Source organism: Dyella sp. SG609, assembly GCF_012275375.1.
In the GTDB taxonomy this organism is placed as follows: domain Bacteria; phylum Pseudomonadota; class Gammaproteobacteria; order Xanthomonadales; family Rhodanobacteraceae; genus Dyella_D; species Dyella_D marensis.
In genome coordinates, this window is record NZ_JAAZQJ010000001.1 from 474,677 (window position 1) to 495,980 (window position 21,304).

The window sequence follows — 21,304 nt, forward strand, 5'->3', positions numbered from 1 at the left end:
GATCGCCTGCATGTCGTACGAGAAAGCCCCGCCTTGCGGGGCTTTTCTCTTACGCATCGGCGAACGGCTTTTCGATCGCTGCAGCGGGATGGATCATCCGGAAATTCAGACTAATCCTTATAGGAAAAGGACGATCCACCGAGTCGCTCGATGGATCGCACCTGTCGTCAGACATCGGCGACGTGGGTTTCGGAGAGTGCGCCCAGGCTTAGCGACTCGGCGTATTCGCTAAGAAAGCGTACGGCGACGAACAAGCCTTCGACATAGGTTGGCGGCAACGGCCATTCGCCCGGCGCATTCGACTGTCCACTGGCCTGGCGCTCGCGGAAGGCATCGCTGTTGGCGAGCAAATCGTTGATGACATTCACCGCCATATGGATGCCGGCCAGGCGGGTAAGCAAACGTTCTTGAGAATCTTCGACCTCGTCGGTGAGATAAATCGGACGACCTAGGGGATTAGTCGCATTGCTAATTCGCAAATCGTCGGTGGAAGGGATGGTGTAGATATCTGCCGTATGATCCTGGCTAGCCATGATCGACTTTCCTGTAAGGGTTGGTTGTGGTCAGCGGGCCGGTCCGGGTTGCAGCCCTGCCGGCCCGCGCTTTTTTGTGGCGGAAGCAGGATGGTCGCGTGCGAAGTGATGCAACACGCAACTTCGCCAAGCTAGCAAAGCATGGTGTGAGTGTCTGTCGGGTGAGGACGACAAGCGGGATGGGATTTGCGTAGGTGTGTTGCGGATGCGCGTGGTGCGTGGGAATGGCAATCGCGTTGAGATTGAAGAGTTGTGGTGTGAGTGAGGTGTTTCAAAGAGCGGTGTGTTAGTTGGAGCGCGATGCTTGTTTTCGATCGCTTCGAATTTTCAGATCGAGCAGCGGCGAGATTCAGCGCATCGCTCCGACCGGCCCCTCACCCCGACCCTCTCCCCGGAGGGGAGAGGGGGATGGAGGGCGGGGCGAAAATCGAGCGAAGAGCATGCGGCGCAGCCGCAGCGTTCCGCTTGCACGCTTTGGCTCTTGATCTACCGGGTCCCCTTGGCGCCGGCGGTGAGGGCTGGACGATCAGGCCCCGAAGGGGGCGAGGACAGGACGTCCTCGCCTTTTTGATCAGGGCATGGATGCCCTGTCAAAAAGCCCGGCCAGCCCTCACGGACCCTCAGCAGCTTTGCTGCTGAGGGCGCCAAGCAGGGTGCCCTCTCTTTTTGGTTACTTTTTCTCTGGGCACGCAGAGAAAAAGTAACTCGCCCCGCGGCAGCGGGGCGAAACCCTCGCCAACGGCGAGACCAGAAGACATCAACACGACAACCAAACGACACCACCACCAAACACAACGAGCACCCCCGAATCAGGCGAACTCTGATATGCCACCAAGCACGCTACGATATTTCTCAACCACATATCAGACCACTCCATGTCAAACCGAATCCTCGAATCCGTCATCATCGACGCCCCCGCATCCACCGTATGGGAAACCCTCACCCACCCCCAGCTCATGCGCGCCTGGATGGGCGACCCCGCCATGAAACTCGAAGTAAGCGCGGACTGGCGCATTGGCGGCGCGGTCAGCGTGCGCGGCGTGCACACCGGCCGCTTCGAGAACCGCGGCACGGTGCTGGCCTTCGAACCGGAACGGCGCCTGAGCTATACGCACCTGAGCTCCGTATCCCGGCTGCCGGACGAGCCCTCCAGCTACACCGTCTTCGAGTTTCGCCTTACGGCGCTGGGCGAGCAGACCCGGCTGGACTTCGAGGCGCACAGCTTCCCCACCGAAGTGATCTTCCGCCACCTGGCCTTTTACTGGGGCGGCACGCTGGATGCGATCGCACGGCAGGCGGCGTCCCGCCATGGCGGCGAAAAGCATGCGTGATATTCCTAAGAAATCAGAATTGACTGAATGAGTCCTGCCGGAAAGCCGCTCGCACATTAGGTTTTCCTGCGATTTTTCCTGCTTTTCCAATCTGCTGTCCCTTATCCATTTCCTAGTGTTTTGGATCGCGCCGATTGCTTTTCCGCGCACCGCTGTTGGAACGTTGCTGTAGGCGAGCAGGAAGAGCGTTGTAGGCCATCGGCATGGGAACGAGCAGATTCTGGATCGGCCGGCTAGCGGCGATGGCCTGGGCAGCCTGCCTGTGTTTTTCCGGCGCGGTCCCCGCGGCGGACCTGTACTGGTGCGACGGATGCACGCCGGAGCAGGAGAAAGCCATGCTCGGGCGCGTCGAGCACGGCCAGGCATGGTCGGAGGTCTATGTCGGGGATCCCTCCACGCGCACCCTGCACAAGTACGGCGTGGCGCGCAGCTGGGGCCAGGCGCTGCCGTACGACGTGCGGCGCAAATGGACCGAGCCGGAAGTCGAATCGGCGTTCGCCCAGCTGCTGCGCTTTCACGACACCGCCCCGATGGGCTGGAAGAAGACCTATACGCTGCGCATCGTCGATTCGGCCAGGGAGGCGGTGGACTATTTCAATCGCCAGGTCATTCCGGTTTCCGACTATCCCGATCCCGGCATCTCGGTCTACGACGTGCTGGAGGACGCGCGCCAGCGCCGCTATTTCGAAGGCTACGTGCAGGCGGACATCCTGCGCCGGATTCCGCTGGACCTCGGCATCACCCGGCGCAGCCTCGCCTATCTGCGCACGACCGACAGCGCGCGCAGCCCGGTGGTCAGCGTGCTGGTGCAGTTCGCCGACGGCAGCCGTATCGCGGCGCGGCTGGACATCGCCGCGGGCCTGATGGTGAAGATCGACGAGCGCAGCGCACGCGATCCGCGCAACCGCGCCGTTTCGGCCATGCCGCCCACGGATGGCGCGCGGCCGCGCATCCAGGCGGCAGCGGGCGAGGGCGGCGGCTGGGCCAGCCGCGATTGCATCGCCGATGCGCTGCCCGGTATGGGCGGCTGAGCCGCAATTTCGGAGTTCGCCGCATAGCGCGCGGCTTCGCGCTTGTCCATGCTGCACCTGTCCCGGCACCCAAGGCGGCGCTCTCCGAGGCGCGGGTCCGTGACGTCCACCCGTGCGTTCCTGCGGTGACGCATACCGCAGTCGTTCTTCCCCCGAGACGGATTTCTCGGGGGTTTTTTTTGGCCTCCCTCCAAGGCCGCGCCGCGCATCCAGGAATGTGACGAGGCCAGCAGATGCCTGCGAAGGCGGCTCGCGCCTCTCCACTCCTTGCCGCCATTGCGCTAGCTTCCGCCCGATATCCACGCGCGCCCCGGCGCCGGCCTGACGTTGCGCCTGGCCGACGCCTACGACCGTGTCATCGGGCGCCGACATTGAAGCAGGGGGAGTACAAGATGTTCGTTCGCCGTCCGAGATGGCCCGCCTGGCCGGTGCTGCTGGCTTCGCTGTGCCTGGCCGCCTGTACCCAGGCGCCGGTGAAGTCCGGCCAGCCGGTGGTGGTGGCCGACCATGCGCGCTTCTCTTTTCTTACGCCGACCCTGGTGCGCATGGAGTACTCGCCCGGCGGCAGCTTCGTGGATGCGCCCACCGCGGTGATGCAGAAGCGCGACTGGGCGCCGGTGACCGTGCACGTATCGCGCGAGAAGGGCTGGCTGGTGGCCGGCACCGACGCCATGACCCTGCGCTACCGCCTGAATTCCGGCCCCTTCAACGCCGACAACCTCAAGGTGACCTGGACCGCCGGCAAGCCGGGCGAGTGGCACCCCGGCGCGGACGACGCGCAGAACCTCGGCGGCCTGACCTATTCGCTGGACAACGTCAGCAAGGCCAACCTCACCGGCAATCCGCTGGAAAGCCCGGTGAACGACGTCATCCCCGGCATCGAGGTAAAGCTGGAAAAAGCCAAGCCCGGCCTGCTCAGCCGCAGCGGCTACGCCTTCGTCGACGACAGCGGCACGCCGCTGTGGAACAAGGCTTCGCAATGGATCGAGCCGCGCAAGGAGCGCAGCGGGCAGGACTGGTATCTGTTCGCCTACGGCAACGACTACCGCAAGGCGCTGGGCGAATATGCGCAGCTCAGCGGCGAGATCCCGATGATCCCGCGCTACGTGCTCGGCCCGTGGATCACCGATTTCAACTTCGAGTACTTCCCAGGCACCGCGGAAGCGAAGCAGCCGGCGTTCCAGCGCTACAACCAGAAGATGCTTGAGGACGAGGTCACCCGCCTGCGCGCCGCGCGTATTCCGTTCGACACCCTGGTGCTGGATTTCGCCTGGCACAACTACGGCTGGGACGGCGGCTACGACTGGAGCCCGCTGATCGCGCAACCGGACCGCTTCGTCACCTGGCTGCACGGGCGCGGCGTGAAGCTGGGACTCAACGACCATCCCGGCTACGCCAATACCAGGGAAAGCATCCTGTCCTTCGACGACAGCCATGCGCCCGGCGTGCTGGAGGCGCTGGGCAAGCCGCCGCTGGTGCGGCCGTCGTTCGATCTGGACCTCTCCGGCCGCTGGCGTTTCGCGATCGATCCGCGCGACGTGGGTATCAACGCCAAGTGGTACGCGTCCGACTTCGATGCGCGCAGCTGGAAGAGCATCCAGACCGACCGCTCCTGGCAGGTGCAGGGCCAGCCGAACTATGCGGGCGTGTCCTGGTATCGCGCCGACGTGCGCCTGCCGGCCGATCTGCCCAAGACGCTGTACCTGGTGCTCGGCGAGGTGGACCGGAGCTACCGCATCTTCGTCAACGGCCAGGAGCTGCAGCACAGCCAGATCCAGTGGCCGCAGCGGCTGACCTATACCGACGTCGCCGCGGTGGCCAAGCCAGGCGAGACGATCCATATCGCCCTGCGCGTGGAACCCGGCCGCGGCGGCGGCGGCCTGCTGCGCGGGCCGGTGGCGCTGCGCGACGTGCATCCGCCGGAACCCATCGCGTTCGATCTGTCCAACCAGCGCGAAGCGGAGATCTTCATGCGCCGGCTGCACGAGCCGCTGATGCGCCAGGGCGTGGATCTGTGGTGGGTGGACGGCGGTGGCGGGGCTACCGGCATGCCGGGCCTCAATCCGCAGTTCTGGACCAACAAGGTGTTCTACGACTTCAGCGCGCAGGCCACCGGCAAGCGCGGTTTTATCCTCGGCCGCTACGGCGACTGGGGCAGCCAGCGCTATCCGGGCTTCTTCACCGGCGACACCTATTCGGAATGGCCGGTGCTGGCCTACGAAGTGGCGTTCACCGCGCGCGGCGGCAATGTGCTGGTGCCTTACATCAGCCACGATATCGGCGGCTTCCACGGCGCCAAGATCGACTTCGACCTCTACGCCCGCTGGATCGAGTTCGGCACCTTCAGCCCGCTGCTGCGCATGCACAGCGCCCACGCCAATCCGCGCGAAGGCAATGTGCGCATGCCGTGGATGTATGGCGACAAGGGCCTGGCGCTGATGCGCAAGTACTTCACCCTGCGCACCCAGCTGATTCCCTACATCTATTCCTACGCCTGGATCGCGCATACCGAATCACTGCCGCTGCTGCGCCCGCTGTACCTGCAGCATCCGGAGCTGGAGGAGGCCTACAAGCAGCCCTACGAGTATTTCTTCGGCGAAGACCTGCTGGTGGCGCCGGTGCTCGACACCAGCGGCCAGCGCACGGTCTATCTGCCGCCCGGTCAGTGGGTCGATTTCTTCAAAGGCAAGCGCTATCAGGGCGACACCACCTTCACCGCCCGCTACGCCACCGACGACATACCCGTATTCGCCCGCGCCGGCGCCATTGTGCCGATGCAGCCGCCGAGCGACTACTCGGACGCGAAGCCGCTGGACACGCTGATCCTGCACGTATTCGGCGACGGCGACGGCAACTTCTCGCTGTACGAGGATGACGGCGTGTCGCTGGATTACGACAAGGGCAGCCACGCCATCACCACCATGCATCACCGCACCGGCCAGGATGGCACGCATGAGTTGACGATCGACGCCGCGCAGGGCGAGTTCAAGGGGCAGGTGCAGAAGCGCGCATACGAGCTGCGCCTGCATACGGCGAAGAAGCCCGCTGCGTTGACGGTGGACGGCAAGCAAGGGCCGGCGTGGAAGTGGAATGCAAAGGAAGGCGTGGCGACGGCAACGGTGCCAGCACGCCCGGTGCGCGAAGCGGTGCGCTTGAGTTGGCATTGAGCGAGCGCGAGTTCGCCGCCCAGGGTTACGTCATCATTCCCGATGCCGTAACCGCGGCGGCCTGCGATCGCCTGCTCGGGATCGTTGACGCCAGCGAACACACCGGTGCTGGCTCGCGCCGCCTTCTGCGCGAGCCGGCGGTGGCGGAGATGGCGGCGCAACTGCAACAACACCCATCCATCGCCGCGCTGTTGCCCGCAGCTGCGCGCGCCGTGCAGTGCACACTGTTCGCCAAGACTCCCGACACCAACTGGTCGGTGACCCCGCACCAGGACCTGAGCGTGCCGGTCCAGCAGCGCGTGGACGCGCCAGGATGGTCCGGCTGGTCGGTCAAGGAGGGCACAACATTCGCTCAACCGCCACTGGCGTTGCTGGAGCAACTTCTCGCCGTGCGGCTGCAACTGGACGACGATGCCCAGTCAACCGGCCCACTTGAGGTGTTGCCCGGCTCCCATCGCGGCGGCAGGCTTTCCATGGAGGCACTAAGAGCGCAGTTCGGTGCGCCACGGGTCCGCTGCATCGTCCCCAAAGGCGGCGTGCTTGTACTGCGACCACTGCTGGTTCATGCATCCGGCAAAGCGAGCGGGGTAGGGCAGCGGCGCGTGCTGCATTTTCTATACAGCCCGCCTCTTGAAGATGGCGTCGCCTGGCCAAACTACGTTTCGCGCTGAGCGGGATAGAGCGAGAAAAGCTTGAAGCGCTTTTCTCCGCTTCATAGAAATGCTGTCGCTAGAGCCGCCCCTCACCCTGCCCTCTCCCCGGAGGGGAGAGGGGTGAAAGCGTGAGGTAGGCAGGAACGAAGAACCAAAGCCGGCCTCAGCCCCTGAAAATCCTCTCGGCCACGGCACGTTGAAGCAGCCGCTACGTAAACGCACCGTCGTTTCGTGTAGACCCAGGTTAATCAGGTTACCGCAGCCGCCCACCGCTCCTTCTAGTCGCGTCGCGAGCCTTGGCTCTTAGGCCATTCTCTCTTTGGTTACTTTCTCTTTGGGCCAGCAAAGAGAAAGTGACTCGGGCGCCGGCAGGCGTCCGAAATGCCCGCTGCATAAGCGGCCAAGTCGCGACAACCACACCTAGTCGCTACTGGATCCCGGCCTACGCCGGGATGACGAGTAGGGAGGACTACGGCGGGCAAAGACTACGGCGGACAAAGACTACAGCGCCCCCTGCGGCCCACACCCCACCGGCAACGGCAAAAACATCGGCCTCGCAGCCACAGCATGATCCCGCCAAATCACATCGCGCCCAACACGGCGCACATCCGTCTGCCCCGTAAGCGCCATGCTCACACTCAACTCCTTCCGGATGATCTCGATCGTCCGCGCCACCCCTTCCTCCCCCATGGCCCCCAACCCATAAAGAAACGCCTTGCCGATCAACCCGGCGCGCGCGCCCAAGGCAAGCGCCTTCAACACATCCTGCCCACTAAGAATGCCGCCATCGAACAAAACTTCGAGATCATCGCCAACTGCGTCCGCAATCCGCGGCAACACCTCGATACTCGCCGGCGCCCCGTCCAGCTGCCGCCCACCATGGTTGGACACCACAATGGCATCGACCCCATGCGCCGCCGCCAACCGCGCGTCCTCCTCATCCATGATCCCCTTGAGGATCAACTTCCCCGGCCACAACTCGCGGATCCATTCCAGATCCTTCCAGTTGAGCGTGGGATCGAACTGGCTGGCGATCCACTGCGCCAGCGTGGTGAGGCTGCCCGTGCCCTCGATCCGCCCGGCCAGGTTGCCGAACGAACGGCTCGGCGCGCGCGCCATGCTCCAGGCCCAGCGCGGCTTGCTCATGATGTCGAACAGATTGCGCAGGGTGACCTTGGGCGGCACGCTCAGGCCGTTCTTGATCTCGCGGTGGCGCTGGCCTTGCACGGTGAGGTCGGCGGTGAGCATCAGCGCGGAGCAGCCGGCATCCCTGGCGCGGCGGATCAGGTCGCGCGCGAAGCCGCGGTCGCGCATCACGTAGAGCTGGAACCAGAACGGCGCGTTCACCGCCGCGCGCACCTGCTCGATCGAGCAGATCGACACGGTGCTCAGGCAGAACGGAATGCCCGCCTTCAAGGCCGCGCGCGCACCGAGGATTTCGCCGGCGCCGTGCTGCAGGCCAGTCAATCCAGTGGGCGCGATGGCCAGCGGCATCGACACCGGCTGGCCCACCACGGTGGTGGCGAGCGAGCGCTGGTCCACGTCCATCATCACGCGCTGGCGGAGCCGGATGCGCTCGAACGCGGCGCGGTTGTCGCGCAGCGTCAGCTCGTCGTAGGCGCCGCGGTCGGCGTACTCGAAGAACGCCCGCGGCACGCGGCGGCGGGCGAGTTCGCGCAGGTCCAGTACGTTGGTGATGGGCGTGGCCATGCGTCGGCTCCTGCTCAGCCCGCTGCCGCCGCGGCCGGTTCCTGCCACACGGGGCCGTCGGGGAAGCGGTACTCCTCCAGCGTGCGCTCGTGCATGCGCGCCGAGAAACCGGGCGCGGTGGGCGCCAGGTAATGGCCGTCGCGGACGGTCACCGGGTCGTCGAAATGCTCGTGCAGGTGGTCGACGAATTCGATCGCGCGGTCGTCCTTGCGGCCGGTGATCGCCACGAAGTCGGCCATGGCCAGATGCTGCACCAGCTCGCACAGGCCGACGCCGCCGGCATGCGGAAACACCCGCACGCCGAACTTCGCCGCCATCAGCAGGATCGCCAGGTTCTCGTTGACGCCGCCGACGCGCGCGGCGTCGATCTGCACCAGGTCGACCGCGCCGGCCTGGAACAGCTGCTTGAACATCACGCGGTTGTGGGTGTGCTCGCCGGTGGACACCGGCACCGACACGGCGCGGCGGATCGCGGCATGGCCGAGCACGTCGTCGGGGCTGGTCGGTTCCTCGATCCAGGCCAGGTCGAAACCTTCCAGGCGGCGCAGCCAGTCGATCGCGGCGTGCACGTCCCAGCGCTGATTGGCATCCACCGCGATGGCCACGCCGGGGCCGACGGCTTCGCGTACCAGGCGGCAGCGGCGCACGTCGTCTTCCACGCTCAGGCCGACTTTCAGCTTGATGGTGCGGAAGCCATCGGCCACCGCCTCGCGCGCCAAGCGCAGCATTTTCTCGTCGGTATAACCGAGCCAGCCGGGCGAGGTGGTGTAGGCGGGATAGCCTTCCTTGAGCAGCTGTTGGATGCGCGCGGACTTGGCCGGTTCGGCGGCGCGCAGCATCTGCAGCGCCTCGTCCGGGGTCAGCGCGTCGCTCAGATAGCGGAAGTCGATGGCGGCGACGACCTGCTCCGGCGACAGTTCGGCGATATAGCGCCACAGCGGCTTGCCGGCGCGGCGCGCGGCCAGGTCCCAGGCGGCGTTGATCACCGCGCCGATGGCCATGTGCATCACGCCTTTTTCCGGCCCCAGCCAGCGCAGCTGCGAGTCGCCGACCATGCGCGCGGCGAAGCCGCCCAGGTCATGGGTCACTTCGTCCAGCGTCAGCCCGACCACGTGGGGGCGCAGCGCATCGAGCGCGGCCTTCTGCACGTCGTTGCCGCGGCCGATGGTGAAGGCCAGGGCATAGCCGGCCAGGCCCGCCGGGTCGTCCGTGCGCAGCACGGCGTAGGCGGCGGAGTAGTCCGGATCCGGGTTCATCGCGTCGGAGCCGTCGAGCTGGCGCGAAGTGGGGAAACGGATGTCGTAGGTATCTAGCGCGGTGATTTTCACCGGAGCACGTGTCGCCATGCGGCCGGCCTCCCTCTGCCGGTTGGAAAAAGATGGGCCGGCGCTCAGCGCGCGTCGGCCGGGTGGGCGTGCACTTGCTGGCGCTGGCGGCCGAGGCCGTCGATGCCCAGCTCGATCACATCGCCGGGACGCAGGTAGGTCGGGGGCTTCAGGCCCAGGCCCACGCCGGCGGGCGTGCCGGTGCTGATCACGTCGCCGGGCAGCAAGGTCATGTAGCGGCTGATGTAGCTGACCAGCTTGGCCACGCCGAACACCATGTCGCTGGTGTTGCTGTCCTGGTAGCGGTGGCCGTTCACTTCCAGCCACAGGTGCAGGTTCTGCGGGTCGGCGATTTCGTCGGTGGTGACCAGCCAGGGGCCGAGCGGGCCGAAGGTGTCGCAGCTCTTGCCCTTCACCCACTGGCCGCCGTGCTCCAGCTGGAACTCGCGCTCCGAGAGATCGTTGATCACGATATAGCCGGCCACGTGCGCCAGCGCCTCGTCGACCGGCACGTCGCGCGCGGTCTCGCCGATCACCACGCCCAGCTCCACTTCCCAGTCGGTGCAGGTGGAGCCGCGCGGAATCACCACGTCGTCGTTCGGGCCCATGATCGCCGTGGTGGCCTTCATGAACAGCACCGGCTGCGCCGGCACCGGCTGGCCGGTTTCGGCGGCGTGGCGCGCGTAGTTCATGCCGACGCAGATGATCTTGCTCACCGGCGCCACCGGGGCGCCGAAGCGCGGCGTGCCTTCGACCGCGGGCAGGGTGGAGGGATCGAGCGCGGCCAGGCGCGCGCGGCCTTCGCGGTTGATCACGTAGGGATCGATATCGGCGACGTGCCCGGACAGGTCGCGCAGCACGCCATCCTTGTCGATCAGGCCGGGTTTCTCGTTGCCATGGGCGCCGTAGCGGACCAGTTTCATGTTCGATTCCTCAGTTGGACCAGCCGCCGTCCACGATGTGCACGGTGCCGGTGGTGAAGCCTGCTTCGTCGGAAGCCAGATACAGCGCCAGCATGGCGATTTCCTCGGGACTGCCCAGGCGTCCCATCGGCTGGCGTTCGATAAAGCCGCGCCATACCGCGTCCTCGTCGCCGCCCAGCGCGCGCACGCGATCGCCGAGCGAGGGCGTCTTCACCGTGCCGGGGCAGATCGCGTTGCAGCGGATGCCGCGCGACACGAAGTCGGCGGCGATGGACTTGGTCAGGCCGATCACCGCCGCCTTGGTGGTCGAATAGGCGAAGCGGTTCGGCACGCCCTTGATGCTCGAAGCCACCGAGGACATGTTCACGATGCTGCCGCCGCCGCGCTCCAGCATGGCCGGCAGCAGGCGCTGGCACAGGTGGAACATGCTGTCGACGTTGATCGCGAACGAGCGCTTCCACGCCGTGTCGTCGGTATCGAGGATGGTGCCGGCGTGCACGAAGCCCGCGCAGTTGAACAGTACGTCGAAGGGCGGATGGCTGGCGACCAGGCGGTCGATCTGCGCCGGGTCGGTCACGTCCAGGCGTTCGGTGCGCAGCTCCGGCGCTTCGGCGGAAAGCGCGGCCAGTGCTTTTTCGTCGATGTCGGTAGCCAGCACGCGCGCGCCTTCGCGGGCGAAGGCGAGGGCGGTGGCGCGGCCGATGCCGGCGCCGGCCGCGGTGACCAGCGCATGCTTGCCGGCGAGGCGGCCGCTCATGCCGGCAGCTCCGGCGTGGTGTCGATGCAGCGGGCGATCATGGCGTGGTCTCCTTGCGGTGCGGATAAGTAATCGGCGCGAGGCGATAGAACGCGGCGGCGTTGCCGCCGAAGATCGCTTCCTCGTGGCCGGGGGCGAGGCGCTGCACATAGGCGCGCGCCAGCTCGAACCAGTGCGCGTAGTCGCCGCGCAGCGTGAGCACCGGCCAGTCGCTGCCCCACAGCAGGCGCGCGGGACCGAAGCAGGCGAACAGGTGCTCGATGTAGGGCGCCAGCGCGGCTTCGGCCAGGTTCGGCGCGAGCTGGGTGAGCAGGCCGGAGAACTTGCAGTACAGCGAAGTGCGCGCGGCCAGGGCGGCGATCGGCGCGGCCCAGGCTTCGAAGCTTGCGGCGCCGTCGACGCTGGGCTTGCCGCCGTGATCGAGCACGGCGCGCAGTTGCGGTTCGCGTTCCAGGCGCGCGAGCAGCGCGGGCAATTGATCGGGGCGCACCAGCGCGTCGAAGGCCAGGCCGTGGCGCTGCAGGCTGGCGAAGGCGGCGTCGAGTCCGGGGCGCGCGAGCCAGTCCGGATCGGCGATGTCCTGCGCCATCGGCCGCAGGCCGAGCAGCAGGCCGTTGCCATCGCGCACCAGGGCGGCGATGCGCGCGTCGACGTCCGCCGCTTCGACATCCACCCAGCCGACCACGCCGGCCACGGCGCGGTCCGCCTGCGCCAGCTCGAACAGGAAGCGCGTTTCCGCCTCGGTCGGCGCGGCCTGCACCAGGATCGCGCGCTGCACGCCGGCGGCGGCGCGGTGCGGGTTGAGTTCGAACGGCAGGAAGTCGCGGCGCAGGACGTGCGGCGCGTCGTCGAGCCAGCCGTAGTCGCCGCGCTGCACGCGCCAGTAATGCTGGTGGGCGTCGATCGCGTTCATGGCGTCACGGCATGTTCGCCCAGCAGGCCGGCGGCGCGCAGGCGCGGCCACAGCCCTGCGGGCAGCGCCGCGTCGCGGCGCGCGGCGGCGGCATCGGCTTCGTCCGGCGTGCGCATGCCGCAGACCACGGTGGCCACGGCCGGATGGAACAGCGGGAACTGCAGGGCGGCGGCGCCGACGCTGGCGCCGGCTTCGGCGCAGACGTCGTAGAAGCGCTGCGCCCGCGCGCGCACCGCGGCGTCGGCCGGCGCGTAGTTGTAGGTATCGCCCGGCCGTTCGCCGCCGAGCAGGCCGGAGTTGTACGGCGCGGCGGCGAAGATCGACACGCCGCGTTCCAGCGCCTGCGCCATCACGCGCGTGCTGTGTTCCTGCTCGAACAAGGTGTAGCGGCCGGCCAGCATGATCACGTCCAGCTCGAAGCGCGGCATCACTTCCAGGCACACGGCTTCTTCGTTCACGCCCAGCCCGATCGCATCGCACACGCCTTGCGCGCGCAGCTCGGCCAGCGCGGGCAGGGCCTCGTCCAGCGCCTGGCGCAGCACGCGCGGGTGTTGCGCGCCGTGGGTGAGGGCGCCGATGTCGTGCAGCAGCAGCACGTCGACGCGGTCGACGCCGAGGCGCTGCAGGCTGGCTTCCACCGCGCGGCGCACGCCGTCGCGGCTGTAGTCGAATACCGCGCGCTTGCCGGCCACGTCGAAGCCGTCGGCCAGCGCGTCGCGGCCGGGCGCGTCCTCGATCAGGCGGCCGACCTTGGTGGAAAGGGTGTAGCTGGCGCGCGGTACGCCGGCCAGCGCGTCGCCCAGGCGTTCCTCGGCCAGGCCGTAGCCGTAGTAAGGCGCCGTGTCGAAATGGCGGATGCCGTGCTGCCAGGCGCGCTCGACCGCCAGGCGGGCGCTCGCTTCATCCACTCCCGCGTACAAGTTGCCGATGGGGGCACCGCCGAAGGCGAGCCGCGACACCGCGGGACCTCGCCGGGGCGGGCGCCGCTCGGCGCCTCGCGGGTTGGGAATGCCTGGATCGGCCATGCAGAAACTCCGCTCGCTGGGCGCCCCCGGCACCGGCCTGGACGGGGGCTCGGACGGGGACTTTGGCCCATGCGCAGGTCCCCTCTCAAATGCCCGCGCCGGGTATCGAATCAGTGTGCACCTATGAAATGTGTATTTACAAGTGGAAATCGGCCAGTGCATAAGACAGATGAAATTTGTGTTGCAACGCGACTTGAAACGATCTAAGTAAATATGAACCATCGGTTCGCCGGTGAAGTCGGCGACGTTCCGCTCGCCGGTGAAATCGCCGCCGCGACGGCATCTGGGGAAGTAAGGGGAGGTTTGGCGTGGACCGGCACGAAACCACTTCAGCGCCCGCTGGGGCCATCTGGCCAGCGGAGAGCGTGCTCGGCGCGTTGCCTCCGGCAGGGCGCGGCCCCAGCCGTCCCACCGCGGCTCCGGATGGTGCGCGCTCGACCGGCGCGGCCGCCAGCCGCGCTCCGTTCCTGGCCGCCGACGTCGGCGGCACCCATGCACGCCTGGCGCTGATGGCGCCGGGCAGCGGCGCGGGCGGCCCGGTGGTGCAGGCGTACCGGATCTTCCGCTGCGGCGAGCACGCCAGCTTCGCCGCCATCGTGCGCGCCTTCCTCGACGGCCTGGCCATGCGGCCGCGCGAACTGGTGCTGGCCTGCACCGGCTGCGCGCACGAAGGCGTGCTGATCAACGAGAGCCTGCCCTGGCGCATCGAGCCGGCGGCGCTGGCCGCCGAGCTGCGGCTGGACCAGGTCCATCTGATCAACGATTTCGTCGCGCTCACGCACGCGGCGCCGTATATCGACACCGCGCGTGCGCCGGTGCTGCATACCGCCGCGCGCGCCGCATCCACGCCCGGCCCCATCGTGGTGGTCGGGCCGGGCACCGGGCTGGGCGCCGCGGTGCGCCTGCCGGGTTCGCCGCCGGTGGTGCTGGCCAGCGAAGCCGGCCAGATGCAACTCGCCGCGCGCGTCGGCCGCGAGCAGGACGTGATGCGCCTGCTGGCCGGGCGCGATACGCATATCTCCTACGAAGCCGTGCTGTCCGGCCCCGGCGTGCTGCGCGTGTACGAAGCGCTGTGCCGCGAGCAGGGCAAGGCGCCGGCGTGCGCGGAACCGGCGGCCGTGACCGCCGCCGCGATCGCCGGCAGCGATCCGCGCGCCACGGAAACGCTGGACCTGTTCTGCGGCTGGCTGGGTTCCTTCGCCGGCGACCTGGCCATGCTGTACCAGGCCACCGGCGGCATCTACCTCGCCGGCGGTTTTCTCTCGCGCATTGCCGGCTACGTGCGCGCCAGCCGTTTCGTCGAACGTTTTCTCGACAAGGGCGTGATGCGCCCGTTCCTGGACAACGTGCCGGTGCGCGTGGTCGACCACGGCCAGCTCGGCGTGATCGGCGCCGCCAGCTGGTACCTGGACCAGCCGGCGCGGCAGTGATGCGGGCATCCATGCAAACGCTGGCGCTGGTGCTGACCGCAGCCTCGTTCGCGGCCGCCGCCGGCACGCCGGATACGCGCACCATCGAAGCGCAGTGGCGCGAGGCGAACCGGCCTTACGACGGCGCACGCGCCGCGTTGCTGAAGGACGTCGACGCGCAGGCCTGGCAAGGCCCGTTCTCGCCCGACTGGGAAACGCTGGCCCACTACCGCGCGCCGGACTGGTACCGCGATGCCAAGTTCGGCGTGTTCATCCACTGGGGCGTGTATTCGGTGGCCGCGTACAAGGGCGAGTGGTATCCGCGCCATATGTACGAACGCGAAGGCAAGTACGCCGATTACCACCAGCACCAGGTCGACACCTACGGCGCGCAGGCCGGCTACAAGGAGCTGATTCCGCGCTTCACGGCGGAGAAGTTCGACCCCGCCGCGTGGGCCAAATTGTTCCGCGAAGCCGGCGCGCGCTACGTGGTGCCGGTGGCGGAGCATCACGACGGCTTCGCCATGTACGACTCGCGCTTGAGCGACTGGACCGCGGTGAAGATGGGCCCGAAGCGCGACGTGATCGGCCAGCTCGCCAAGGCCGTGCGCGCCGAAGGCATGAAGCTCGGCCTTTCCTCGCACCGCGCCGAGCACGACTGGTTCTTCTCGTTCGGCCGCCAGTTCGATGCCGACGTCAACGACCCGCGCTACGCCGCGCTGTACGGCCCCGCGCATCCGCTGCAGGGCGCCAAGGGCGAAGACGGCAAGGAACACGACTGGACCTTCGTTTCGGACGCCTATCTCGACGACTGGCTGGCGCGTTCCGGCGAGATCGTCGAAGGCTACAAGCCCGACCTGATGTACTTCGACTGGTGGGTGGACCAGCCGCGCTTCCGCGGCGCCCTGGCCCGCTTCGCCGCGTTCTACTACAACCAGGCCGCCGCGCGCGGGCAGGGCGTGGTGCTCAACTACAAGCTGGACGGCATGCGCGCCGGCAGCGGCACCTTGAATATCGAGCGCGGCCAGGCCGCGGACATCCGCCCCCAGCCGTGGCAGACCGAAACCTCGGTCAGCCGCGAATCCTGGGGCTATGTCGAGCACGACAGCTACAAGGACCCGGACGAGATCGTGCACCTGCTGGCCGACGTGGTCAGCAAGAACGGCAACCTGCTGTTGAACGTCGGCCCCAAGGGCGACGGCAGCATGCCGCCGGAAGCGGTGGCGATCCTGCACGCGGTGGGCGGCTGGCTGCATGCCAACGGCGAGGCGATCTACGGCACGCGCCCCTGGCAGCGCTACGGCGAAGGCCCGACGCAAGTGGCGGCGGGCACCATGCAGGACAGCAAGACCAAGCCCTACACCGCCGAGGATTTCCGCTTCACCACGCGCGGCGGCCGGCTGTATGCGATCGAGCTGGGCCAGCCCAAAGACGGCCGCGCGGTGATCCATTCGATCGGCGCCGATCAGCGCGTACGCCGCGTCACCTTGCTGGCCGGCGGCGCCGACATTCCCTTCGAGCAGCAGGCCGACGGCCTGCATCTGCGCCTCCCCACTCTCCCCACTGGACCGCACGCCTATGCCTATCGCATCGAACTGCACTGAGCCGCGCCGCCCGCGCCGCCGTCTTGCCGCCGCGCTGCTGTGCGCCTGCGCCGGCTTTGCCGCGCACGCGCAGGACGCCACCGCGCCCACCGCCAAGACGCAGAGCCCGCGGCGCAACAGCGAGCTGTGGGAGCAGGCCAGCGCCAAGTTCGAGCCGCAGCGCCGCGCGCTGCTGGCCGAGGTGGAGAGGGGCGAAGCCGTCGGTCCGTTCCGCGCCGACTGGGCTTCTCTTCAGGGCTACCGTTCGCCCGGCTGGTACGACGACGCCAAGTTCGGCATCTTCATCCACTGGGGCGTGTACTCGGTGCCGGCCTTCGGCAGCGAGTGGTACTCGCGCAACATGTACGTGCAGGGCAGCAAGGAATTCGCCCATCACGTGGCCACCTACGGCCCGCAGGCGAAGTTCGGCTACAAGGACTTCATCCCGATGTTCAAGGCGGAGAAGTTCGATCCCGCCGCCTGGGCCAAGCTGTTCCACGATGCCGGCGCACGCTACGTGGTGCCGGTGGCGGAGCATCACGACGGCTTCGCCATGTACGACTCCAAGCTCAGTGATTGGACCGCGGTGAAGATGGGTCCCAAGCGCGACGTGATCGGCCAGCTGGCCAAGGCGATCCGCGCCGAAGGGTTGCACTTCGGTCTCTCCTCGCATCGCGCCGAGCACGACTGGTTCATGGGCAACGGCCGCGAGTTCGCTTCCGACGTCAACGATCCCAAGTACGCCGAGTTCTACGGCCCCGCGCAGCTGCGCATGAGCGGCCCGGACAGCGACAATCTTTCCGGCGACTTCACCTACGTCTCGCAAGCCTGGCTGGACGACTGGCTGGCGCGCACCACCGAGCTGATCGACGACTACCATCCGGACCTCATCTACTTCGACTGGTGGATCGGCCACCCCACTTTCCGCAACTCGCTGCCGAAGATGCTGGCCTACTACTACAACCAGGGCGCCACGCGCGGCGGCGTGGTGGTCAACTACAAGTTCGGCGAGTTCGCCGACGGCGCCGGTACCTACGACGTGGAGCGCGGCCGCCTCACCGGCATCAATCCCACGCACTGGCAGACCGACACCTCGATCAGCAACGATTCCTGGGGCTTCGTCGAGCACGACACCTACAAGCAGCCGCAGGAACTGATCCAGCTGCTGGTCGACGTGGTGAGCAAGAACGGCAACCTGCTGCTGAATATCGGCCCGCGCGCCGACGGCAGCATTCCGCAGGCCGCGCAGGACACCTTGCACTCCATCGGCCGCTGGCTGAAGACCAATGGCGAGGCGATCTACGGCACCACGCCCTGGCGCCAGTTCGGCGAAGGCCCCACCGAAGTGGTCGGCGGCTCGTTCCAGGACACCAAGAGCAAGGCCAATACCGCGCAGGATTTCCGCTTCACCAAACATGGCGACAAGCTCTACGCGATCGAGCTGGCCTGGCCGGCCGACGGCAAGGCGGTGATCCACGCCGTCAAGGCCAGCGACGGCGTGAAGGCGGTGACTCTGCTCGCCAACGGCAAGGCGGTGGCGTTCAAGCAGCAGGACGACGGCCTGCACCTGACTCTGCCGGCCAAGCCGGTCGGCGAATACGCGTACGTGCTGCGCATCGAACTGGGGGCTCCGTGATGCGGCGCCTGCTACTGCTTGCCTTGTTGTTATTGCTGCCGGCGCTGGCCAGTGCGCGCATTCCCGGCGCGATGTTCTATCTGATGGACACGCCCAAATCGATGGCTTCGTTCGAGGCGCACGCCGGCAAGATCGGCGTGGTGGTGCCCACCTGGTATCACGTGGACGAAAGCGGCCTGGTCTCCGGCGAGCCGAATCCGCTGGTGATGCAGATCGCCAGACAGCATCGCATGCCGGTGATGCCGATCCTTTCGGCCGGCGGCGTGCGCGACAAGTTCCACCAGCTGCTGCACGACGAGGCGGCGAAGAAGGCGATGATCGCCGCGCTGGTGGAGCAGGGTACAAAGCACGGTTATCTCGGCTTCCAGTTCGACTTCGAGAACATCGACTGGAACGACCGCGACGCGCTCAGCCTGATGACCAGGCAGACCGCGGAAGCGCTGCACAAGCACGGCCTGCAGCTGTCCATCGCGGTGGTGCCGAATGCGCCCGGCTACGCGGGCGGCGGCGGTTTCGCGCAGTGGATGTGGAAGTTCTGGCGCGGCGCCTACGACCTCAAGGCGCTGGGCCAGTCGGCCGACCTGATCTGCCTGATGACCTACGACCAGCACACGCGCTGGACCACGCCCGGCCCGGTGGGCGGCATGCCGTGGACGGTGCAGCACCTGGAATACGCGCTCACCCTGGTGCCGAAGGACAAGCTCTCGGTCGGCATCGCCACCTACGGCTATCACTGGTACACCGCCGACCCGCGCCGCGACGACGGCAAGGAGGAATCGAACATCGCCGCCTCGTACATCGACGCGGACGAGTCCTTCCCGCTGGCCCGGCAATACGGCGCCACCATCCAGTGGGACCCGGTGGAGCACGAGAGCTGGTTCTGGTTCTACCGCGACGGCATGCGCGAATGGGTGTTCCTGCCCGACGCGCGCGCCTTCGCCGACCGCGTGGCCCTGGTCAAGCAATATGGCCTGCAGGGCTATTGCTCCTGGGTGCTGGGCGCCGAGGATCCGAAGGTATGGGATGCACTGCCGGAGGCGACGCGATGAGGAAGGAAAAGGCCTTGCGCCTGGGCTTGGGCGCGCTGGCGCTGGCCTGGTGCGCGTTCGCGCATGCGGGCCTGGCGCTGCTGCCGTATCCGAAGCAGGTGGAAGAGGGCAAGGGCAGCTTCGTGCTGGACAAGAAGGTCGCCATCGAGGCGCCGGCCGATGCGCGCTCGAAGGAGATCGCCGCCTTCCTGCATGACGCGGTGCGGGCGCAGGCGGGCCTCGATCTGCCTATGGGCAGCCGGGGCCGGCGCATCGCGCTGCAGCTCGATCCGCAGATCGCCGGCGAAGAGGCTTACCGCCTCGAGGTCACGCCGCGCGGCATCGAGATCCGCGCAGCCACCGACAAGGGCCTGTTCTGGGGCGTGCAGACGCTGCGCCAGCTGCTCCCGGCGGATGTTTCCGGATCGGCCAAGGTAACGATACCAACGGTGCGCATCGAGGATGCGCCGGCCTTCGTCTACCGCGGCCACATGCTCGACGTGGGCCGGCATTTCTATCCCGTGTCCTTTATCGAGAAGCAGCTGGACCTGATGAGCTACTACAAGCTCAATGTGTTCCGCTGGCATCTCACCGAAGACCAGGGCTGGCGCATCGAGATCAAGCGCTATCCCAAGCTCACCGAAGTCGGCGCCTGGCGCACCGAGGCCGACGGCAGCCGCTACGGCGGCTTCTACACGCAGGACCAGATCCGCGAAGTGGTCGAATACGCGCGCCAGCGCAACATCATGGTGATTCCGGAGATCGAGATGCCGGGCCACAGCTCGGCGGCGATCGCCGCCTACCCGGAGCTGTCCTGCGCGAAGAAGCCGGTTCCCGTGCAGACCGGCTGGGGCGTGTTCAGCGACGTGTTCTGCCCGGCGGACGAGAACGTCTACGTGTTCCTGCAGAACGTGCTGGACGAAGTGCTGCCGCTGTTCCCCTCGCCCTACGTGCATATCGGCGGCGACGAAGTGCCGGCCGGCGCGTGGAGCCATTGCGAGGCCTGCGACAAGCTGATCCGCGACGAAGGCCTGGAAAACGAAGCGGGCCTGCAGAGTTATTTCATCCGCCGCATGCAGGTGTACCTGGCCGGCAAGGGCAAGACCATGATCGGCTGGGACGAGGTCCTGGAAGGCGGGGTGGACGCCGCCGCCGTGGTCGAGGTGTGGCGCGGCGATGCCGGCTTCCACAAGGCGTTCGCCAACGGCAATCGCGTCGTCAATGCCAGCCCGTACTACCTCGACTCGCCGCTGTCGCGGCTGAGCGTGGAAAAGCTCTACCTGGTCGATCCGCTCGGCGATGCCGACTACGCGCAGAGCAAGCTGGTGCTCGGCGCCGAGGCGCCGCTGTGGAGCGAGCGCGCCGATCCGCTGAACGCCGAGCAGCGCCTGTATCCGCGCCTGCTCGCCTTCGCCGAGCGCCTGTGGCGCGGCGGCAGCGCCGATGCGGTGGCCTATGCGGATTTCCACCAGCGCCTGGCCGCGCACTATCCGCGGCTGGATGCCTGGCAGGTGGCGTACGGACCGGAAGACCGCAACACCGCCGACTACACGGTCACCGCCAACGCCGCCCGCGACGGCTGGCAGGTCAGCGCGCAGCGCGGCTTCGACGACGTGGTCACCCACTACACCACCGACGGCAGCGAGCCCACCGCGGCCTCGCCTTCGTTCACCGATGTATTGGACCTGAAACAGCCCGGCACCTTGCGCGTGGTGCCGTTCCGCCGCGGCCGCGCCTACGACCATCCGCGCGCGTTCCAGCTGGAGCGCAGCGCCAGTTTCGGCGCGGCGGCCAGCGTGGATCCGGCCCCCGACGCCGCCTACAGCGGCCACGGCGCCGCCACGCTCACCGACGGCGTGCTGGGCAGCGGCGAGTTCAAGAGCGGCGCCTGGCTGGGCTGGGAGGAGCTCGACCCCAAGCTGAGCCTGGACCTGGGCAGCGTCACCGAGCTGCACGAGGTGAGCGTGGGCGTGCTGCAGCAGGACGAATCCTGGATCTGGTGGCCGCGCAAGGTGCGCTTCGCCGCCTCGGCGGACGGCAAGCACTGGACCACCCTGCGCGACGTGAAGATCAAGCCGATCGAACGCGATCATGTGGCCCATATACAGCGTGTGGCCTATACGGCTTCGCGGCCGTTCCGCGCACGCTATCTGCGTATCGAATTGACCCGCCATGCGGCGGAAGACGACCGCCATACCTGGACGTTCGTCGACGAAATCCTGGCGCGCTGAGGGAGCGCGCCGGGCAACAGGAGCAACAAGCTGTGCCCACGCCTTCGGG

At 67.4% G+C, this 21,304-nt stretch carries 16 protein-coding genes; 9 read left to right on the forward strand and 7 right to left on the reverse strand.

All coding sequences use genetic code 11. The features are described 5' to 3' along the window. Nucleotides 1–167 precede the first annotated feature (167 nt). Complete coding sequence (locus FHW85_RS02095) at nt 168–533, reverse strand: hypothetical protein (protein ID WP_168647146.1); 366 nt, start codon at nt 531–533, stop codon at nt 168–170. 875 nt (nt 534–1,408) lie between these two features. On the opposite strand from FHW85_RS02095, the gene FHW85_RS02100 reads away from it, so the two are divergent. The 4 genes from FHW85_RS02100 (at nt 1,409) to FHW85_RS02115 (ending at nt 6,733) form a co-directional block, all read left to right on the forward strand. Then, entirely contained in the window at nt 1,409–1,864 is a 456-nt protein-coding gene (locus FHW85_RS02100; RefSeq protein ID WP_168647147.1) for an SRPBCC domain-containing protein, read from the forward strand. Nucleotides 1,865–2,067: 203 nt separating this feature from the next. Next, nucleotides 2,068–2,895, forward strand: coding sequence for a hypothetical protein (locus FHW85_RS02105; protein WP_168647148.1), 828 nt, complete (start codon nt 2,068–2,070; stop codon nt 2,893–2,895). 392 nt (nt 2,896–3,287) lie between these two features. Then, complete coding sequence (locus FHW85_RS02110; protein ID WP_168647149.1) at nt 3,288–6,062, forward strand: TIM-barrel domain-containing protein; 2,775 nt, start codon at nt 3,288–3,290, stop codon at nt 6,060–6,062. Next, a complete protein-coding gene (locus tag FHW85_RS02115; RefSeq protein WP_168647150.1) occupies nt 6,059–6,733 on the forward strand; it encodes a phytanoyl-CoA dioxygenase family protein in 675 nt (224 codons plus the stop codon). The genes FHW85_RS02110 and FHW85_RS02115 overlap by 4 nt, the downstream gene beginning before the upstream one ends. Nucleotides 6,734–7,216: 483 nt before the next feature. Here FHW85_RS02115 and FHW85_RS02120 read toward each other — a convergent pair whose 3' ends face one another. From FHW85_RS02120 to FHW85_RS02145, 6 genes are read right to left on the reverse strand one after another with little or no spacing between them, the layout of a single operon-like run. Further along, nucleotides 7,217–8,425, reverse strand: a complete 1,209-nt coding sequence (locus FHW85_RS02120; RefSeq protein ID WP_167256789.1) for an alpha-hydroxy acid oxidase — start codon at nt 8,423–8,425, stop codon at nt 7,217–7,219. Nucleotides 8,426–8,439: 14 nt separating this feature from the next. Next, nucleotides 8,440–9,771, reverse strand: a complete 1,332-nt coding sequence (locus tag FHW85_RS02125) for an enolase C-terminal domain-like protein (RefSeq protein WP_168647151.1) — start codon at nt 9,769–9,771, stop codon at nt 8,440–8,442. A gap of 44 nt (nt 9,772–9,815) precedes the next feature. Beyond that, nucleotides 9,816–10,673, reverse strand: coding sequence for a fumarylacetoacetate hydrolase family protein (locus FHW85_RS02130; RefSeq protein WP_167256791.1), 858 nt, complete (start codon nt 10,671–10,673; stop codon nt 9,816–9,818). Nucleotides 10,674–10,683: 10 nt separating this feature from the next. Then, nucleotides 10,684–11,430, reverse strand: coding sequence for an SDR family oxidoreductase (locus tag FHW85_RS02135; protein WP_167256792.1), 747 nt, complete (start codon nt 11,428–11,430; stop codon nt 10,684–10,686). A 37-nt stretch (nt 11,431–11,467) separates the two neighbouring features. Continuing rightward, nucleotides 11,468–12,343 (reverse strand): amidohydrolase family protein, encoded by an 876-nt coding sequence (locus FHW85_RS02140; RefSeq protein WP_168647152.1) that lies wholly within the window; start codon nt 12,341–12,343, stop codon nt 11,468–11,470. Beyond that, nucleotides 12,340–13,302: an aldo/keto reductase gene (locus tag FHW85_RS02145; RefSeq protein ID WP_343203659.1), complete on the reverse strand. Its 963-nt coding sequence runs from the start codon at nt 13,300–13,302 to the stop codon at nt 12,340–12,342. Before FHW85_RS02145 ends, FHW85_RS02140 begins: the two co-directional genes overlap by 4 nt. Before the next feature lie 374 nt (nt 13,303–13,676). Between FHW85_RS02145 and FHW85_RS02150 the strand changes: the two genes are divergently transcribed. Genes FHW85_RS02150 through FHW85_RS02170 form a run of 5 tightly spaced genes read left to right on the forward strand, consistent with a single transcriptional unit; the run spans nt 13,677 to nt 21,255 of the window. Further along, on the forward strand, nt 13,677–14,798 hold the full coding sequence (locus FHW85_RS02150; protein WP_168647154.1) for a glucokinase: 1,122 nt from the start codon (nt 13,677–13,679) through the stop codon (nt 14,796–14,798). 11 nt (nt 14,799–14,809) lie between these two features. Further along, entirely contained in the window at nt 14,810–16,381 is a 1,572-nt protein-coding gene (locus FHW85_RS02155) for an alpha-L-fucosidase (RefSeq protein ID WP_168647155.1), read from the forward strand. Beyond that, entirely contained in the window at nt 16,356–17,996 is a 1,641-nt protein-coding gene (locus FHW85_RS02160) for an alpha-L-fucosidase (protein WP_168647156.1), read from the forward strand. Before FHW85_RS02155 ends, FHW85_RS02160 begins: the two co-directional genes overlap by 26 nt. Beyond that, nucleotides 17,993–19,045: a glycosyl hydrolase family 18 protein gene (locus FHW85_RS02165; protein WP_343203660.1), complete on the forward strand. Its 1,053-nt coding sequence runs from the start codon at nt 17,993–17,995 to the stop codon at nt 19,043–19,045. Before FHW85_RS02160 ends, FHW85_RS02165 begins: the two co-directional genes overlap by 4 nt. After that, entirely contained in the window at nt 19,042–21,255 is a 2,214-nt protein-coding gene (locus FHW85_RS02170) for a family 20 glycosylhydrolase (protein ID WP_168647158.1), read from the forward strand. The genes FHW85_RS02165 and FHW85_RS02170 overlap by 4 nt, the downstream gene beginning before the upstream one ends. The last annotated feature ends 49 nt before the right edge of the window (nt 21,256–21,304 follow it).

Bases quoted from the DNA above. Each gene is read 5' to 3' on its own strand.
- FHW85_RS02105 (WP_168647148.1), top strand. From the start codon at position 2,068: ATGGGAACGAGCAGATTCTGGATCGGCCGGCTAGCGGCGATGGCCTGG.
- FHW85_RS02170 (WP_168647158.1), top strand. From the start codon at position 19,042: ATGAGGAAGGAAAAGGCCTTGCGCCTGGGCTTGGGCGCGCTGGCGCTG.
- FHW85_RS02100 (WP_168647147.1), top strand. From the start codon at position 1,409: ATGTCAAACCGAATCCTCGAATCCGTCATCATCGACGCCCCCGCATCC.
- FHW85_RS02110 (WP_168647149.1), top strand. From the start codon at position 3,288: ATGTTCGTTCGCCGTCCGAGATGGCCCGCCTGGCCGGTGCTGCTGGCT.
- FHW85_RS02160 (WP_168647156.1), top strand. From the start codon at position 16,356: ATGCCTATCGCATCGAACTGCACTGAGCCGCGCCGCCCGCGCCGCCGT.
- FHW85_RS02135 (WP_167256792.1), bottom strand. From the start codon at position 11,430: ATGAGCGGCCGCCTCGCCGGCAAGCATGCGCTGGTCACCGCGGCCGGC.
- FHW85_RS02125 (WP_168647151.1), bottom strand. From the start codon at position 9,771: ATGGCGACACGTGCTCCGGTGAAAATCACCGCGCTAGATACCTACGAC.
- FHW85_RS02095 (WP_168647146.1), bottom strand. From the start codon at position 533: ATGGCTAGCCAGGATCATACGGCAGATATCTACACCATCCCTTCCACC.
- FHW85_RS02130 (WP_167256791.1), bottom strand. From the start codon at position 10,673: ATGAAACTGGTCCGCTACGGCGCCCATGGCAACGAGAAACCCGGCCTG.
- FHW85_RS02120 (WP_167256789.1), bottom strand. From the start codon at position 8,425: ATGGCCACGCCCATCACCAACGTACTGGACCTGCGCGAACTCGCCCGC.
- FHW85_RS02155 (WP_168647155.1), top strand. From the start codon at position 14,810: ATGCAAACGCTGGCGCTGGTGCTGACCGCAGCCTCGTTCGCGGCCGCC.
- FHW85_RS02140 (WP_168647152.1), bottom strand. From the start codon at position 12,343: ATGAACGCGATCGACGCCCACCAGCATTACTGGCGCGTGCAGCGCGGC.